The organism is Streptomyces sp. ActVer, from assembly GCF_027270795.1.
GTDB lineage: Bacteria > Actinomycetota > Actinomycetes > Streptomycetales > Streptomycetaceae > Streptomyces > Streptomyces umbrinus_A.
The window spans coordinates 1-15,141 of sequence record NZ_JAPWHT010000246.1 but is presented as its reverse complement, the minus strand read 5'-3'; the positions used below and the strand labels follow the sequence as shown (position 1 = coordinate 15,141).

Here is a 15,141-nt window from a genome sequence, read left to right as displayed (position 1 = left end):
CACGACCCCTCACGAAGGAGAGCGGCTGCCGCCCGGTGGGGCAACTGGAGAGAGGGGCTTACGCCCCTGATCTTTTAGGGGCGCGGGGAACTGCGCGATCAGCCACGACGCACCCGCACGTACGCACCCGGCCTCAAGCACGCTCATCAGGGGCGCGGGGAACTGCGCGATCAGCCACACACGACCCGCACACACCCACAACCCGGATCGGACCACCCCTTGATACTCCACACCACCACCAACCACGTCTCATGGATCACCCTCAACCGCCCGGAAGCCATGAACGCCCTCACCCCGGACCAGCGAGATCACCTGATCCGGCTGTTCGAGGAGGCCTCCGCGGACCCGGACGTAAGGGCGGTCGTCGTCACGGCGACAGGCCGTGGATTCTGCGCAGGCGCGGACCTCCGCGGCGGCGGCCCATCAACGGACCGCGTAGCGGGAGACGTCGCCCGAGTGATCCGCCAGGGCGCCCAACGCCTGATCACCGCAATCCTCGACTGCGAGAAACCGGTGATCGCGGCGGTGAACGGCACCGCGGCCGGTATAGGCGCCCACCTCGCCTACGCCTGCGACCTGGTCCTAGCCGCCGAATCGGCAAGATTCATCGAGGTGTTCGTACGCCGGGGCCTCGTCCCGGACGGCGCCGGCGCCTATCTCCTCCCCCGCCTGATAGGCCCCCAGCGGGCAAAGGAGCTGATGTTCTTCGGCGACGCCCTGACGGCCGCGGACGCGGAACGCCTCGGGCTCGTCAACAGAGTCGTACCGGATGGCGAGTTGGAGAAGACGGCCCGCACCTGGGCCGAACGCCTCGCCACCGGCCCCACCCGATCGATCGCCCTCACCAAGCAATTGGTGAACGCCTCCCTGGACACCGACCGCTCCACCGCCCTCACCGCCGAGGCCACCGCGCAGGAGATCAACATGACGACGGCGGACGCACAGGAGGGGGTGACGTCGTTCATGGAGCGCAGGGGACCGGAGTTCCACGGCCGCTGAGCCCCGCGATCGTGAGAACCCCTTCCAATCTGACACTCCGTCAGCTTCAATGGACACTGTGATGGGACACGCAGGGATGGCCGCCGCGGCGGTCCGCTACCTCAGGTCGGCCGGAGCCCCGGACACCGCGGGCCGGGTCGAACCGCTCCCACGCCCGGACCTGCGCGCGGTCGGCGACGACGAACGCGCACCGATCGACCCGGTCGAATTCCGCCGCGTACTGGGCAACTTCGCCACGGGCGTGACCGTCGTGACCGCACCGGCGGGTGAGGGAGAGTCGGCAGGACCGGCCGGCTTCGCGTGTCAGTCCTTCTCCGCCCTGTCTCTCGACCCACCGCTGATCGCGTTCATGGTCGCGCGTACGTCGACGACCTGGCCCCGAATCGCCCGCGCGGGCGTCTTCTGCGTGAACGTCCTGGGCGCCCACCAGGGCGACCTGTGCCGCGGCTTCGCGGTGAGCGGCGCCGACAAGTTCGCCGGGGTCGCCCACGACCCGGCCCCGGTGTCCGGGTCCCCGCGCCTGGTCGGCGCCCCCGCCTGGATCGACTGCACGATCCACGCCGTCCACACGGGCGGCGACCACCTGATCGTGGTGGGCAGGGTGGACGCCCTGGGCACGGCGGACGGCGACGGCGTGCCCCTGCTGTTCCATCGCGGCCGGTTCGGCCGCCTCACCGACTGAGGCCGGACGCCGGTCCCGTACACCTTCAGGCGAGTACCGCCACCGGTCGGCGCCGGATCACCAACGCCATCAGCGCCGCCGCGGCGCACAGCGCGCCCGAGGCGTACCACATGACGTCGTACGAGCCGAAGGTGTCGCGGGCCACGCCGCCGAGGAAGGCGACGAGGGCGGCGCCGACCTGGTGGGAGGCGAGGACCCAGCCGAAGACGATGGCGCTGTCGTCGCCGTAGTGCTCGCGGCACAGGGCGATGGTGGGCGGGACCGTGGCGACCCAGTCGAGGCCGTAGAAGATGATGAAGAAGATCATCGGCGGGTGGACCGAGGGGGCCAGCAGAAGGGGGAGGAAGAGGAGGGAGATGCCGCGCAGGGCGTAGTAGATCGCCAGCAGGCGGCGCGGGTCGAAGCGGTCCGTGAACCAGCCGGAGGCGATCGTGCCGACTACGTCGAAGACGCCGATGACCGCGAGGAGCGACGCGGCCGCCGTGATCGGCATGCCGTGGTCGTGGGAGGCGGGCACGAAGTGCGTCTGGATCAGGCCGTTGGTCGAGGCCCCGCAGATCGCGAACGTGCCCGCCAGCAGCCAGAACGGTCCGGTGCGCGCGGCCGAGAAGAGGACCTTCACCGTACGTCGTGCCGCGCCGGGCACGGGTGGCGGCTTCTCGACGAACTCCGTTGCCCCGTACGGCTTCAGGCCCACGTCCGCCGGGTGGTCGCGCAGCAGCAGCCAGACGAAGGGGACGACCGCGAGGGCCGCCAGGGCGACGGTGACGGCGGCCGGACGCCAGTCGTGCTCCTCGACGATCCAGGAGAGGACGGGCAGGAAGACCAGCTGCCCGGAGGCCGAGGCGGCGGTGAGGATGCCGGTGACCAGGCCGCGCCGCTCGGTGAACCAGCGGTTCGTGACGGTGGCGGCGAAGGCAAGGGCCATCGAGCCCGATCCGAGGCCGACCAGCAGGCCCCAGCACAGCAGCAGCTGCCACGCTGTCGTCATCCACACCGTCGCGCCGGAACCGATCGCGATCACGATCAGGGCCACCGCGACGACCCGGCGGATGCCGAACCGGTCCATCAGCGCGGCGGCGAACGGCGCCGTGAGCCCGTACAGCGCGAGGTTGACGGAGACCGCGAGCCCGATCGTGCCGCGCGACCAGTGGAACTCCTGGTGCAGCGGGTCGATCAGCAGCCCCGGCAGCGAACGGAAGGCCGCGGCCCCGATGATCGTCACGAACGTCACGGCGGCGACGAACCAGGCCCGGTGAATCCGCCGCCGGCGGCGCTTCCCGGCCTCGGACTCCTCGACGACCCCGGAGTCCTCGACGGCTGCGGATCCGTCCGCGACTGCTTCCACGCCTGCGGCATCGGTTGTCTGTGTCACGTCATAGAGCTTCCGGCCTGCGGACTCTCCGAACGAGTGGCCAGAAGGACAGCATTCGCTAGAATCGGGCCATGGGTACGCAGACCCCCTTCCAGCCCCACCGCGTGGTCGTCCTCGCTCTGGACGGCCTTCTCCCCTTCGAGCTGGGCATCCCGCAGCGGATCTTCGGCCGCGCCAAGGACGCAAAGGGCCGCCGCCTGTACGAGGTGGTGACCTGCTCGATCCGGCCGCCGGGCCGGGTCGAGGCGGAGGCGGACTTCTCCATCCTCGTGGAGAACGGCCCGGAGGCCCTCGCCACCGCCGACACGGTCGTCATTCCGGCCTCGTACGAGCTCGGCCCGGTGCACTCCGAGGGCGTACTCACGGACGAGCTGGCCGCGGCCCTCGCCCTGATCCGGCCGGGCACGCGGCTCGTCTCCATCTGCACGGGCGGGTACGTGCTCGCCGCCGCCGGATATCTCGACGGCCGCCCGGCGACCACGCACTGGGCGTCCGCCGAGCACTTCCAGCGGCTCTTCCCGAAGGTGCGGGTGGACGCGGACGTGCTGTTCATCGACGACGGCGACGTGCTGACGTCCGCCGGGGTCGCGGCCGGGATCGACCTGTGCATCCACATCGTGCGCCGGGATCACGGTACGGCGGTCGCCAACGAGGTGGCCCGCCGTACGGTCGTGCCGCCGCACCGGGACGGCGGGCAGGCCCAGTACATCCAACGTCCCGTTCCCGAGCCCCAATTGGCGTCCACGACGACGGCTCGTGCCTGGGCGCTGGCGCGTCTGCACGAACCGATCCAACTGCGGGACATGGCCGAGCAGGAGTCCATGTCGGTACGCACCTTCACCCGCCGCTTCCGCGAGGAGGCCGGCATCAGCGCCGGCCAGTGGCTCACCCGGCAACGCGTCGAACGCGCCCGCCACCTCCTGGAATCCACCGACCTCTCGATCGACCAGATCGCCCACGCCTCAGGCTTCGGCACCCCCCAGTCAATGCGCCAACACCTCCAATCAACCCTGGGCGTAACCCCCACGACCTACCGCCGAACCTTCCGCTGACCAACTCCCCACGCCCTTTTAGGGGCGCGGGGAACTGCGCAATCTTTTAGCCTCTCCGGCGTTTGAGGAGCGGGGGTTCGGGGGCTGGCCCCCGAGAAGTGACGGGAATGGGTAGGGGCGGCGGGGGCGAAATCCCTCCGGGGACACAGCGACGTGGATCAGAACGTAAGAACAGCCCGGGCAACCCGCCCGGCCCCCGCATCCGCCGCAGCCTTCTCGAAGTCCTCCACCGGATAGGTCTCCGTCACCAACTCGTCCAACAACAACCGCCCCTCGCGGTAGAGCTCCGCGTACAACGCGATATCCCGCTGAGGCCGAGAAGACCCATACCGACACCCAAGAATCGACTTGTCCAAGTACATCGACGAGACAAGGAAGGACGCCTCGGCCGTAGCAGGCGGAACACCGAGCAACACCGCCTGCCCATGCCGGTCGAGAAGGTCGACGGCCTGCCGGACCAGCTCCACCCGCCCCACACACTCGAAGGCGTGGTCCGCCCCCGTAGGAAGAACCTCCCGCACCCCCTCCGTCGAAGACAGAAAGTGCGTAGCCCCGAACCGCCGAGCCACCCCCTCCTTCGCCGGATTCGAATCCACGGCCACCACGGTCAGCGCCCCGGCGATCCGCGCGCCCTGAATCACATTGAGCCCGATCCCCCCGGTACCGATGACGACCACGCTGTCCCCGCGATCCACCCGCGCCCGGTTGAGCACGGCCCCGACCCCGGTCAGCACCCCGCACCCGATGAGCGCGGCGGAGGTCAGCGGAATGTCCTCGGGAATCCGCACGGCCTGCACGGCCTTCACCAACGTCCGTTCGGCGAAGGCGGAGTTGGACGCGAACTGGTACAACGGCTGCCCCGCCCGCGTGAACGGCCGCTGAGGCATCCCGATGGCCTTGCGGCACATGGTGGGCCGCCCCCGGTCGCACTCGGCGCAGGTCCCGCAGTTCGCGAGTGTGGACAGGGAGACATGGTCCCCGGGCTGGACATGGGTGACGCCCACACCCACCGCCTCCACGACCCCGGCACCCTCATGACCGAGGACCACGGGTACGGGGAAGGGAATGGTCCCGTCCACCACGGAGAGATCGCTGTGGCACAGCCCCGCCGCGGAGATCGCCACGAGCACCTCGCCGGGCCCCGGATCCCGTATCTCCAGGTCGTCGACCACCTGGGTCTGCTTCCCATCGAAGATCACACCCCGCATGGCGCCCACCTCAACCCTTCGGTTCCCTGGGAAGGCCGAGCACGCGCTCGGCGATGATCGTGCGCTGAACCTCGTCCGAACCGCCGTAGATCGTGTCGGCCCGGCTGAACAGGAACAGGTGCTGCAGCGCGTCCAGTTCGTAGGGCGCCGAGGCCGACCAGTCCGAGGGCCCCACCGCCGCCCCCGCGCCCCGCACCCGCACCGCCAGCTCCCCGAGCCGCTGATGCCACCGCCCCCACAGCAGCTTGGCCACACTGGGAGCGCCCTGGACCTGGGCCTGGTCCGCCGAACTCCCCAGCGTCCGCAGCGCGTTCCACCGCATGACACGCAACTCGGCCCACTGGCGCACGAGACAGTCCCGTACGACGGGATCGTGGACCGCGCCCGTCGCGACGGCCACCTCCACCACCCGCCCCAACTCCTGGGCGAAGCCGATTTGCTGGGCGAGCGTGGAGACACCCCGCTCGAAGCCGAGCAGGCTCATCGCGACCTGCCACCCGTTGCCCTCGCCCCCGACGACGTGCTCCACGCGCGCGTGCGCCCCGTCGAAGAAGACCTCGTTGAACTCGCTCGTCCCCGTCATCTGACGAATCGGCCGGACGTCGATCCGCCCCGGCTGATCCATCGGTACGAGCAGAAAACTCAGCCCGCGATGCCGCCGCGACCCCGCCTCCGTACGCGCCAACACAAAGCACCAGTCCGCCTCATGGGCGAGCGAGGTCCAGATCTTCTGCCCGCTGATCCGATAGGTCCCCGCCTCCCGCACGGCCTCCGTACGAATCCCCGCAAGGTCCGACCCGGCCCCCGGCTCGCTGTACCCCTGGCACCAGAGCTCGTCGCCGGACGCGATCGCGGGCAGAAACCGGGCCTTCTGCTCCTCACTGCCATGAGCGATGAGAGTGGGCGCGAGCAGGTTCTCCCCGATGTGCCCGGTCCGGGCGGGGGCCCGGGAGCGCGCATACTCCTCGGCCCAGGCAACCTGCTGACTCAGCCCACCCCGCCGATTCCCATACCCACCCTCCCCCCACCCGAGCCCAATCCACCCGGCCGCACCAAGCGTCCGCTCCCAGTCCCTCCGGTCCAAGCCACCCGAAACGCGCTCCCCCAGCCACCCGCGCACCTCGGCCCGAAACGCCTCATCCTCCGCGGTGACCCCGAACTCCACGTCTCCTCCGCCCACCACAGCGCCCCTTCAGGGGCGCGGGGAACTGCGCAATCTTTTAGGGGCGCGGGGAACTGCGCGACCAGCCACAGCCAACCCGCACCCACCGACCAGCCCACCCCCTACGGTGAGCTCACTCCTTCCCTGCCGCGCGCCGCGCAGCTCGCGCCATCTCCTCCACCTGCGCAAGCAACGGCATCGGATCCACCCCCACCGTCCCCGGCAAGAAGTCCGCGATCCGCTCAGGCGTCCAGGACCCCTCCGCATACCCGGCACGGAGTTCCCTCGGCTGAGCCCACACCGCGATCTTCGGCCCGGCGATCGTGTAGACCTGCCCGGTGATCCGCTCCTCCCGCGCCCGCTCGGACAGCAGGTACACCACGAGCGCGGCCACGTCCTCGGGCTCGCCGATCTCCTTCAACTCCATCGGCACGTTCGCGGACATACGCGTACGCGCGACGGGCGCGACCGCGTTCGCGGTGACCCCGTACTTGTGGAGCCCCAGCGCCGCGCTCCGTACGAGCGAGATGATCCCGCCCTTCGCCGCGCTGTAGTTGGCCTGGGAGACGGACCCCTGGTGGTTGCCGCTGGTGAACCCGATGAGCGTCCCGGAACCCTGGCGCCGCATGATGGCGGAGGCGGCCCGGAAGACGGTGAACGTGCCCTTCAGATGGGTGGCGAGGACCGGATCCCACTCCTCCTCGGACATGTTGAAGAGCATCCGCTCGCGGAGGATCCCGGCCACGCACACGACTCCGTCGAGCCGCCCGTACGTCTCCAGGGCCGTGTCGACGACCCGCCGGCCGCCTGCCATCGTCGAGATGTCGTCGGCGACGGCGATCGCGTCCCCGCCGGCCGCCTCGATCTCCTTGACCACGGCCTCGGCTATCTCGCTGGTCGGCTCCGCGCCCTCGATGGACACCCCGTAGTCGTTGACGACGACCCGTGCGCCCTCGGCTGCGGCACCCAGCGCCACCGCGCGCCCGATGCCCCGGCCCGCCCCGGTCACGGCGACGACCTTGCCTGCCAAGAAGTTCCCCACGCCCCGGCCCCTTCCCGCAGTTTCTGACGGTCCGTTAGATTCGACTCAGATTCTACGACCCGTCAGATACCTGGAGACAAGCCCCGGGGAGCACTCATGTCGATGCCGGCCGAGTTCCACGAGATCGCCAAGCGCGTGAACAACTGGGGGCGTTGGGGTGCCGACGACGAGATCGGCACACTCAACCTGATCACCGACGAGGTGGTGCGGGAGGCCGCCGCGACCGTGCGTACGGGCCGCCGCGTCCCGCTGGCGCTCCCGCTCAGGGAGGACGGCGTGCAGACCGGGATGATCCCGGGCCGGGTGAACCCGCTGCACGCGATGGTGCAGATCAACCAGGAGCTGTTCGGGCCCGGCACGGTCGCGTGCAGCGACGACGCCGTGACCATGGGCCTCCAGGCGGCCACCCACTGGGACGCGCTGACCCATGTCTCGCACTCGGGAAAGATCTACAACGGCCGCCCCGCCGGCACCGTCACTGCCCACGGCGGCGCCGAGTTCAGCGGTATCGACAAGCCCCGCCACATCGTCTCGCGCGGCATCCTCCTGGACGTGGCCCGCGCGCTCGGCAAGGACCGCCTCGACGGCGGCCACGCGGTGACCCCGGAAGACCTCGAAGCGGCCGAGGAGCTCGCCGGGGCGAAGGTCCGCGCGGGCGACATCGTCCTCGTGCGCACCGGCCAGGTCCGGGTCTACCTGGCGGGCGACAAGCACGCCTACGCGTTCCCGTCGCCCGGGCTGTCCGTCCGCACCCCGGAGTGGTTCCACGCACGCGATGTGGCCGCCGTCGCGAACGACACCCTCACCTTTGAGATATTTCCTCCGGAAATAGAGGACTTGTGGCTTCCGGTGCACGCTCTCGATCTGGTCGAAATGGGCATGCTCCAGGGCCAGAACTGGAATCTCGAAGAGTTGTCCACAGCCTGTGGAGAACTTGGCCGCCATACGTTCCTGCTGTCGGCGATGCCCGAACCGTTCGTCGGCGCCACCGGAACTCCCGTGGCACCTGTCGCGATCCTCTGAGGCACCCTGCCGACCCCGCCGACTCCACCGGCAGAGGGTCGGCTGGCGGCGCGCCTCCCCCACACTCGGCCACGCCCGGGCGGGAGGGACCCAACCTCACCCCGAGCACGACACCGCGCGCCGCCATCCGGCTCCGGCGTACCCGCCCTGCTCCCGACCCTGGAGGAGCCGACGCCGATCGCGACCCACGCTCGCCAAGGGCTCCCGTCACCGGAACCCTCGCCGTCCCCTCACGGCGAATCGCTGACCACAAGCGTGATCAAACGGACACAGCTCGTCAACACCTGTTCGGGGATTCACGGCTTACGCCCCTCTTTGTGCCGCCACGGGCGGAAGCACGGTACGGCGCATCGGGCAGCACGGGGTAAGTGGGGCGCGGGCACCGTGCTTCTGTGCTCCGCCTGGAGGCCCGGATGCCATGTGCGGGTCACTTGGGGCCGGTCGTGCCCCGCGGCGGAGCCGCCAATGCCACCGCCCCGCGCCCCCGAAGCGGCACGGCCCCGCTCACACCCGAAGGGGCACGGCCCCGCTCAGACCACCTCGAACGCCAGGTCCCCGTACACGGCCGGAGCCGAGTCGCACGTCACCGCGGTCGCCGCCGTCGCCGAACAGCGGTCCACCTCGCACCAGATGCGCTTGCCTGCGCCCTCGCTGCTCCAGCCCCAGCGGTCGGCGAGGCCGTCGACGAGGGCCAGGCCGCGGCCGTCGGTCTCGTCGCCGTCCGCGCATCGGGGGCGGGGCGGGCGGGCGCTGGCGTCGAGCACCTCCAGGCGGACGGTGGCCACAGCCTCCGCCACGGCCCGCTCTCCCGCGGTGGGCCCGGTCACGGAACTCGGCAGCGACAGCCGCAGCACGGCCGGACGGCCGGTGTGCACCACCGCGTTGGTGACCAGCTCGGAGACGAGCAGGATCAGGGTCTCGGCAAGCGGCTCATCGGCCTCTATCCCGGACCCCGCGAGCCGCGAACGGGCCCACCTCCGGGCCCGCCCCACCTCTGCGGGGTCGGGCCGGATCTCCAGCTGCACTTGAAGCACCTGCACCGCTCACACCATCCGAACCGGCGGACACATCGCCTCGCGCCTCGCAAGGGCCACGATCGTGGTCAGAAAAGGGTTCACGGAACGTGATTCCCTTAGGAGACAGCATGGTTGACGTACAGTCACCCCAACAAGCGCTTCGGGCATATTCCAGCGCGAAGGAGTACGCGTGCGGCATACTGTGCGACGCTCGTCACGGGGAGTCGAACAGGCAGGAACGGTCCTGCTTCCCGCCTCGCGAGCGGTGCGCATCGCCAGGTCCGGAGCTGCCTCAGGGGCAACACCGTGATGACCCGGCCTCACAACCACTCGCATCCCACACAAGGTACCGGAGCACAGCTCCGACTCCAGGCCGTGACGAGTCACGCATAGGACACAACCCGATATCAACGCTCGGTAATTCCGGTATGCCACGTTCAGTGACATCCGTCCGTTCGAGCCCGTTCCGTCATGCCACGATCGACGGCAATGGTCGTGCACAGTTCACGTCCGGGGCCCTGGTGCGGCGACCTGCAGATCCTCCGCGAGTGCTTCCTCGGCCTCGGCCGCGCTCTGCCCGCGACGGGCCCGCAACCAGGCGCGTTTGAGGTGAAGGTGCACGTCGGACTCCCATGTGAATCCCATTCCGCCGTGCACCTGGAGGCAGTCGCGGGCGCCGAGCTCGGCGGCCTCGTCGGCCAGCAGTCCGGCCGCCGCGATGTCGAGCGGATCGGCCGTGACGGCGGCCGCGTACACCGCACCACGTGCCACCTCCACCCGCACCAGCATCTCCGAGCACAGGTGTTTCACCGCCTGGAAGGCCCCGATCGGCTGCCCGAACTGCTCACGGGTCCGGGCGTGTTGCACGGCCAGTTCGCAGGTGCGGGAGGCGGAGCCCAACTGCTCTGCGGCGGTCAGCAGCGCGGCCACCGGGTCGGGCGGCGCGGCCCGGGGCACCCGGTGCAGCGGAGTGAGCGGGTCCGCCGAGCGCATCGCGACGGCCCCCGTCACATCGCCGCGTACGACGTCGGCCTCGTCCAGCCACTCGACGAGCGTGCCGTCGACGGCCGCCACGACGGTCTCCCCCGTGGCTGCTCCCGGCACCTCGCCGGCCGCGAGGTGCGTGGCCACGAGCGGTCCGGTCAGCAGAGCCCGGCCTGCCTCCTCGAAGGCCAGTACCGCCTCCGGAAGTCCCAGTCCGACCCCGCCCTCCGCCTCGGGCAGCCGCAGCGCGAAGAAGCCCGCCTCGCCCAACTCCCGCCAGAGCGCACGGTCGAGCCCTGGCGCGTCCACGGCGGCCCGCAACCGCTCCCGCCCGAAGCGCCGGTCCAGCAGTTCACGCACCCCCGCCCGCAACGCCCGTTGATCATCAGTGAGTTGGAAATCCATACGGTCATCGCCCCTTCGGGAGGCCCAGGATCCGTTCGGCCACGATGTTCCGCTGGATCTGCGAGGTACCGGCCGCGATGGTGTAGGAGAGGGACGACAGCCGGTCCAGCGTCCACGGGCTGTCGAGGTCGAGCGCCTCGGGACCGAGCACCTCGGCCGCCGCGTCGTACAGGTCCTGCCGCGCTCGCGAGTACCTCAGTTTGAAAACCGAACCCCCGACGCCCGGCACTCCGCCCGACCTCCCCCAAGCTCTCGACTTCGCTCGACCAGGGGGGACCCCCATCGACTCGCTCACGTTCCACTGAGTGAGCCGCCACAGCGCACGGAACTCGGCATTGAGACGACCGAGCCGGCGACGCAACACCGCGTCGTCCCATCGGCCGTTCTTCCGCGCCTCGCGCGCGAGTTCGCCGAGGACGCGCCGGCAGGCCACCACCTCGCCCACGAAGGCCGTCCCGCGCTCGAACGACAGCGTCACCATGGTCACGCGCCAGCCGTCGTTCTCCTCACCGATCCGGTTGGCGACGGGCACCCGCACGTCGTCGAGGAACACCTCCGCGAACTCGGTCGAACCCGCGAGCGTACGCAGCGGACGGACCGTGATCCCCGGGGCGTCCATCGGCATCGCGAGCCACGAGATCCCCCGGTGCCTGGGCGCCTTCGCATCCGTCCGCACCAACAGCTCGCACCAGTCGGCGACTTCCGCGTGGGAGGTCCAGATCTTGGAGCCGCTCACCACGTAGTCGTCGCCGTCCCGCCGCGCGCGCGTGCGCAGCGCCGCGAGGTCCGAGCCGGCGTCCGGCTCGCTGAACCCCTGGCACCACACCTCCTCGCCGCGCAGCACGGGCGGCAGCCAGCGCGCCCGCTGCTCGGCGCTCCCCTCGGCCGCGATGGTGGGCCCGGCGTGCAGCAGCCCGACGAAATTGGCCCCTACGTAGGGCGCGCCCGCCTTCTCCGTCTCCTCCAGGAAGATCAGGTGCTGGGTGGGCGTGGCCCCGCGGCCCCCCGCGTCGGCGGGCCAGTGGAGCCCCGCGTACCCGGCGTCGTACAGCATGCGCTGCCAGCCGAGGTCGTACGCGCGCCTGCCGGGCCAGTCGTCGGGCGAGGGTTTGGGGGGCAGCCCGGGGAGGACCTTCGCGAGCCACTCCCGCAGCCGTGCCCGGAACTCCTCCTCCTCGGGCGTGTAGGAGAGGTCCATTACTTGGCGCGGTCCAAGTCCAGGCCCAGCATGCGGATGGCGTTGCCGCGCATCAGCTTGTAGACGGTCTCGTCGTCGAGGCCCTTCATGTGGTCGAGGGCGACCTCCTTGGTGTGCGGGAAGGTCGAGTCGACGTGCGGGTAGTCGGTCTCGAAGGTCGCGTTGTCCCGGCCCACCACGTCCAGCGACGCGACGCCGTGCTTGTCGCGGAAGAAGCAGCAGAAGATCTGCCGGTAGTAGTAGGTGGAGGGCGGCTCGGGGATGAGGTCCCTGACCCCGCCCCAGGCCCGGTGCTCCTCCCACACGTCGTCGGCGCGCTCCAGGGCGTACGGGATCCAGCCCATCTGCCCTTCGGAGTAGGCGAGTTTGAGCTGCGGGAACTTCACGAGCACCCCGCTGAACAGGAAGTCCATCATCGAGGCCATCGCGTTGTTGAAGCTGAGCGAGGCCTGGACGGCGGGCGGGGCGTCGGGCGAGGCGGCGGGCATCTGGGAGCTGCTGCCGATGTGCATGTTGACGACCGTGCCGGTCTCCTGGCAGACCGCGAAGAACGGGTCCCAGTAACCGGAGTGGATGGACGGCAACCCGAGGTGGGTGGGGATCTCGGAGAAGGTCACGGCCCGCACGCCCCGGGCCGCGTTGTGCCGGATCTCGGCGACCGCGAGGTCGATGTCCCAGAGCGGGATGAGGCACAGCGGGATGAGCCGGCCGCCGCTGTCGCCGCACCACTCCTCGACCATCCAGTCGTTGTACGCGCGCACGCAGGCCAGCGCGACCTCCTTGTCGTGCGCCTCGGCGAAGGTCTGTCCGCAGAACCGCGGGAAGGTCGGGAAGCACAGCGAACCCTCGACGTGGTTCGCGTCCATGTCCTTGAGCCGCTCGACGGGATCCCAGCAGCCGGGCCGCATCTCCGCGCGCGTGATGCCTTCGAGCGTCATCTCATCCCGGTCGAAGCCGACGGCGGCGATGTTGCGCTTGTACGGGAACTTCAGGTCCTCGTAGATCCACCAGTCGGTCGGCGGCCCGTCCGGGTCCATCGTGATCTGGTACTTGCCCGCCACGTAGGCGAGTTCGCCGATCCCGGCCGTCAGCGGCTTGGGGCCGCGGTCCTGGTACTTCTTCGGCAGCCAGGTCTCGAAGAGGTTCGCGGGCTCGATCACATGGTCGTCGACGCTGATGATGCGGGGCAGTTCGGTCATGGGTCCCCTCCGCCGGGCCAACTGCGGGTATCTGACGGACCGTCAGCTACAGGTCCCCTAGAAGGCTAGCCCCGCACCCCTGGACCGACAAGGCACCGAGCCCTACGCTCTCCAGCCAATCTGACTACCCGTCAGCTGTGAGGAGTACGGGCCATGACGACGGACACCGCACACGCACTGGGCGCCTCCCGCACCTTCTGGGAACTCGTCGAGCGTCGCGCCGCGCTCACCCCCGACCGCCCCGTCCTCCTCCAGGACGACCGCACGCTCACCTTCGAGGAGCTGCGCGCGGGCGCGGAGCGGACCGCGGCCGGCCTCCACGACCTGGGCGTACGCCCAGGCACGGTGGTCGCCTGGCAGCTGCCGACCCGCATCGAGACGGTCGTGCTGGCAATGGCCCTGGCCCGGCTCGGGGCCGTCCAGTCCCCGGTGATCCCCTTCTACCGGGACCGCGAAGTCGCCTTCGCCGTACGGGAGTCGGGGGCCGCCCATTTCGCCGTACCGGGCGAGTGGCGCGGCTTCGACCACACGGCGATGGCGGAACGCATAGAAGCACCCGGCATCTTCGAGGCGTACGACTCCCTGCCCGAAGGGAACCCGTCCGCCCTGCCCCCGCCCCCGACCACCGGCACGGACGTGCGCTGGATCTACTGGACCTCGGGGACGACGTCCGACCCCAAGGGCGTACTGCACACGGACCGTTCGCTGATCGCCGGCGGTTCCTGCCTCGCCCACGCGCTGCACCTGTCGGCCGACGACATCGGCTCGATCGCGTTCCCCTTCGCGCACATAGGCGGCCCCGACTACCTGGTCATGCTGCTGCTGTACGGCTTCCCGGCGGTCCTCTTCGAGAAGTTCGCGCTGCCGGACGCCCTGGAGGGCTACCGCAAGCACGGGGTGACGGTGGCGGGCGGCTCGACGGCGTTCTACTCGATGTTCCTGGCCGAACAGCGCAAGCAGCCGGACACCAAGCTCATCCCCACCCTGCGCCTCCTGGCGGGCGGCGGCGCACCGAAGCCGCCCGAGGTGCACCACGCCGTCGTACGGGAGATGGGCGTCCGACTGACCCACGGATACGGCATGACCGAGGTCCCGATGATCACGATGGGCTCGCCCGACGACTCCGAGGAGAACCTCGCGACGACCGAGGGAAGGCCCCCGGAGGGCATGGAGATCCGGATCGTGGACGGTGAGGTGAGACTGCGCGGAGAAGCCGTCTGCACGGGCTATCTGGACCCCGCGCAGACCACAGAAGCGTTCGACGAGGACGGTTTCCTGATCACAGGAGACCTCGGGCGCCTCACGCCCTCCGGCCATCTCGTCCTGACGGGCCGCCTGAAGGACGTCATCATCCGCAAGGGAGAGAACATCTCGGCGAAGGAGATAGAGGACCTGCTGCACCGCCACCCGGCGGTGGGCGACGTGGCGGTGATAGGCCTGCCGGACCCGGAACGAGGCGAGCGGGTATGCGCGGTGATCGAACAGCAGCCCGAATCACCGCAGTTGACGCTCTCCGCCGTGACGGCCTATCTACGCGCGGAAGGACTGTCCGTGCACAAGCTGCCGGAGCAACTGGAGCTGGTGGACGCCCTTCCGCGCAACGACACCCTGCGGAAGGTACTCAAGTACAAGCTCAGGGAACGCTATTCGGGCACCGTGAAGTAGCGGGCGAAGGCGCTCACGATCTCCGGCTCGGTGACCCGGCCGTCGGAGTCCGCGTCGAGCGCGCCGGCCGCGGCGGTGGCGACGGTCTCGGGCGCGCCGAGGGCCTTGAGGGCACGCGCGATCTCGTCGAC

At 70.1% G+C, this 15,141-nt stretch carries 13 protein-coding genes and 1 pseudogene; 5 read left to right on the top strand and 9 right to left on the bottom strand.

The features are described 5' to 3' along the window. The first annotated feature begins 219 nt into the window (after positions 1-219). Positions 220-999 (top strand): enoyl-CoA hydratase/isomerase family protein, encoded by a 780-nt coding sequence (locus tag O3Q52_RS32435; protein WP_269652248.1) that lies wholly within the window; start codon positions 220-222, stop codon positions 997-999. 61 nt (positions 1,000-1,060) lie between these two features. Then, positions 1,061-1,681: a flavin reductase family protein gene (locus O3Q52_RS32430; RefSeq protein WP_269652247.1), complete on the top strand. Its 621-nt coding sequence runs from the start codon at positions 1,061-1,063 to the stop codon at positions 1,679-1,681. Between the two features lie 25 nt (positions 1,682-1,706). On the opposite strand, the gene O3Q52_RS32425 is transcribed toward O3Q52_RS32430, so the two are convergent. Continuing rightward, positions 1,707-2,942, bottom strand: a complete 1,236-nt coding sequence (locus O3Q52_RS32425) for an MFS transporter (protein WP_269652251.1) — start codon at positions 2,940-2,942, stop codon at positions 1,707-1,709. Positions 2,943-3,127: 185 nt separating this feature from the next. On the opposite strand from O3Q52_RS32425, the gene O3Q52_RS32420 reads away from it, so the two are divergent. Then, complete coding sequence (locus tag O3Q52_RS32420) at positions 3,128-4,108, top strand: GlxA family transcriptional regulator (protein ID WP_269652246.1); 981 nt, start codon at positions 3,128-3,130, stop codon at positions 4,106-4,108. Between the two features lie 158 nt (positions 4,109-4,266). On the opposite strand, the gene O3Q52_RS32415 is transcribed toward O3Q52_RS32420, so the two are convergent. The 3 genes from O3Q52_RS32415 to O3Q52_RS32405 all read right to left on the bottom strand — a co-directional run bounded on the left by O3Q52_RS32415 (position 4,267) and on the right by O3Q52_RS32405 (position 7,520). Continuing rightward, positions 4,267-5,316, bottom strand: coding sequence for a Zn-dependent alcohol dehydrogenase (locus O3Q52_RS32415; RefSeq protein ID WP_269652245.1), 1,050 nt, complete (start codon positions 5,314-5,316; stop codon positions 4,267-4,269). A gap of 10 nt (positions 5,317-5,326) precedes the next feature. After that, entirely contained in the window at positions 5,327-6,481 is a 1,155-nt protein-coding gene (locus O3Q52_RS32410) for an acyl-CoA dehydrogenase family protein (protein ID WP_269652250.1), read from the bottom strand. Between the two features lie 130 nt (positions 6,482-6,611). Next, positions 6,612-7,520 (bottom strand): SDR family NAD(P)-dependent oxidoreductase, encoded by a 909-nt coding sequence (locus tag O3Q52_RS32405; protein WP_269652244.1) that lies wholly within the window; start codon positions 7,518-7,520, stop codon positions 6,612-6,614. Positions 7,521-7,616: 96 nt separating this feature from the next. Here O3Q52_RS32405 and O3Q52_RS32400 point away from each other — a divergent pair, with 96 nt between their 5' ends. Next, complete coding sequence (locus O3Q52_RS32400) at positions 7,617-8,543, top strand: cyclase family protein (protein ID WP_269652243.1); 927 nt, start codon at positions 7,617-7,619, stop codon at positions 8,541-8,543. A gap of 530 nt (positions 8,544-9,073) precedes the next feature. On the opposite strand, the gene O3Q52_RS32395 is transcribed toward O3Q52_RS32400, so the two are convergent. The 4 genes from O3Q52_RS32395 to O3Q52_RS32380 form a co-directional block, all read right to left on the bottom strand. After that, positions 9,074-9,568 (bottom strand): ATP-binding protein, encoded by a 495-nt coding sequence (locus O3Q52_RS32395; protein WP_269652249.1) that lies wholly within the window; start codon positions 9,566-9,568, stop codon positions 9,074-9,076. A 495-nt stretch (positions 9,569-10,063) separates the two neighbouring features. Further along, complete coding sequence (locus O3Q52_RS32390) at positions 10,064-10,948, bottom strand: acyl-CoA dehydrogenase family protein (RefSeq protein ID WP_269652242.1); 885 nt, start codon at positions 10,946-10,948, stop codon at positions 10,064-10,066. A 4-nt stretch (positions 10,949-10,952) separates the two neighbouring features. Then, entirely contained in the window at positions 10,953-12,146 is a 1,194-nt protein-coding gene (locus O3Q52_RS32385) for an acyl-CoA dehydrogenase (protein WP_269652241.1), read from the bottom strand. Next, positions 12,146-13,345 carry an amidohydrolase family protein gene (locus O3Q52_RS32380; protein ID WP_269652240.1) on the bottom strand — a complete coding sequence of 400 codons (1,200 nt, stop codon included), beginning with the start codon at positions 13,343-13,345 and terminating at the stop codon, positions 12,146-12,148. The genes O3Q52_RS32385 and O3Q52_RS32380 overlap by 1 nt, the downstream gene beginning before the upstream one ends. A gap of 153 nt (positions 13,346-13,498) precedes the next feature. Here O3Q52_RS32380 and O3Q52_RS32375 point away from each other — a divergent pair, with 153 nt between their 5' ends. Next, complete coding sequence (locus tag O3Q52_RS32375) at positions 13,499-15,010, top strand: class I adenylate-forming enzyme family protein (RefSeq protein WP_269652239.1); 1,512 nt, start codon at positions 13,499-13,501, stop codon at positions 15,008-15,010. On the opposite strand, the pseudogene O3Q52_RS32370 reads toward O3Q52_RS32375, so the two are convergent. After that, positions 14,989-15,141: pseudogene (locus O3Q52_RS32370) on the bottom strand (EF-hand domain-containing protein); the annotation flags it as partial. The gene O3Q52_RS32375 and the pseudogene O3Q52_RS32370 sit on opposite strands and share 22 nt — an antisense overlap.

Excerpts from the sequence above, each read along its gene's own strand:
- O3Q52_RS32430 (WP_269652247.1), top strand. The coding sequence starts at position 1,061 with ATGGGACACGCAGGGATGGCCGCCGCGGCGGTCCGCTACCTCAGGTCG.
- O3Q52_RS32420 (WP_269652246.1), top strand. The coding sequence starts at position 3,128 with ATGGGTACGCAGACCCCCTTCCAGCCCCACCGCGTGGTCGTCCTCGCT.
- O3Q52_RS32415 (WP_269652245.1), bottom strand. The coding sequence starts at position 5,316 with ATGCGGGGTGTGATCTTCGATGGGAAGCAGACCCAGGTGGTCGACGAC.
- O3Q52_RS32400 (WP_269652243.1), top strand. The coding sequence starts at position 7,617 with ATGTCGATGCCGGCCGAGTTCCACGAGATCGCCAAGCGCGTGAACAAC.
- O3Q52_RS32390 (WP_269652242.1), bottom strand. The coding sequence starts at position 10,948 with ATGGATTTCCAACTCACTGATGATCAACGGGCGTTGCGGGCGGGGGTG.
- O3Q52_RS32385 (WP_269652241.1), bottom strand. The coding sequence starts at position 12,146 with ATGGACCTCTCCTACACGCCCGAGGAGGAGGAGTTCCGGGCACGGCTG.
- O3Q52_RS32380 (WP_269652240.1), bottom strand. The coding sequence starts at position 13,345 with ATGACCGAACTGCCCCGCATCATCAGCGTCGACGACCATGTGATCGAG.
- O3Q52_RS32375 (WP_269652239.1), top strand. The coding sequence starts at position 13,499 with ATGACGACGGACACCGCACACGCACTGGGCGCCTCCCGCACCTTCTGG.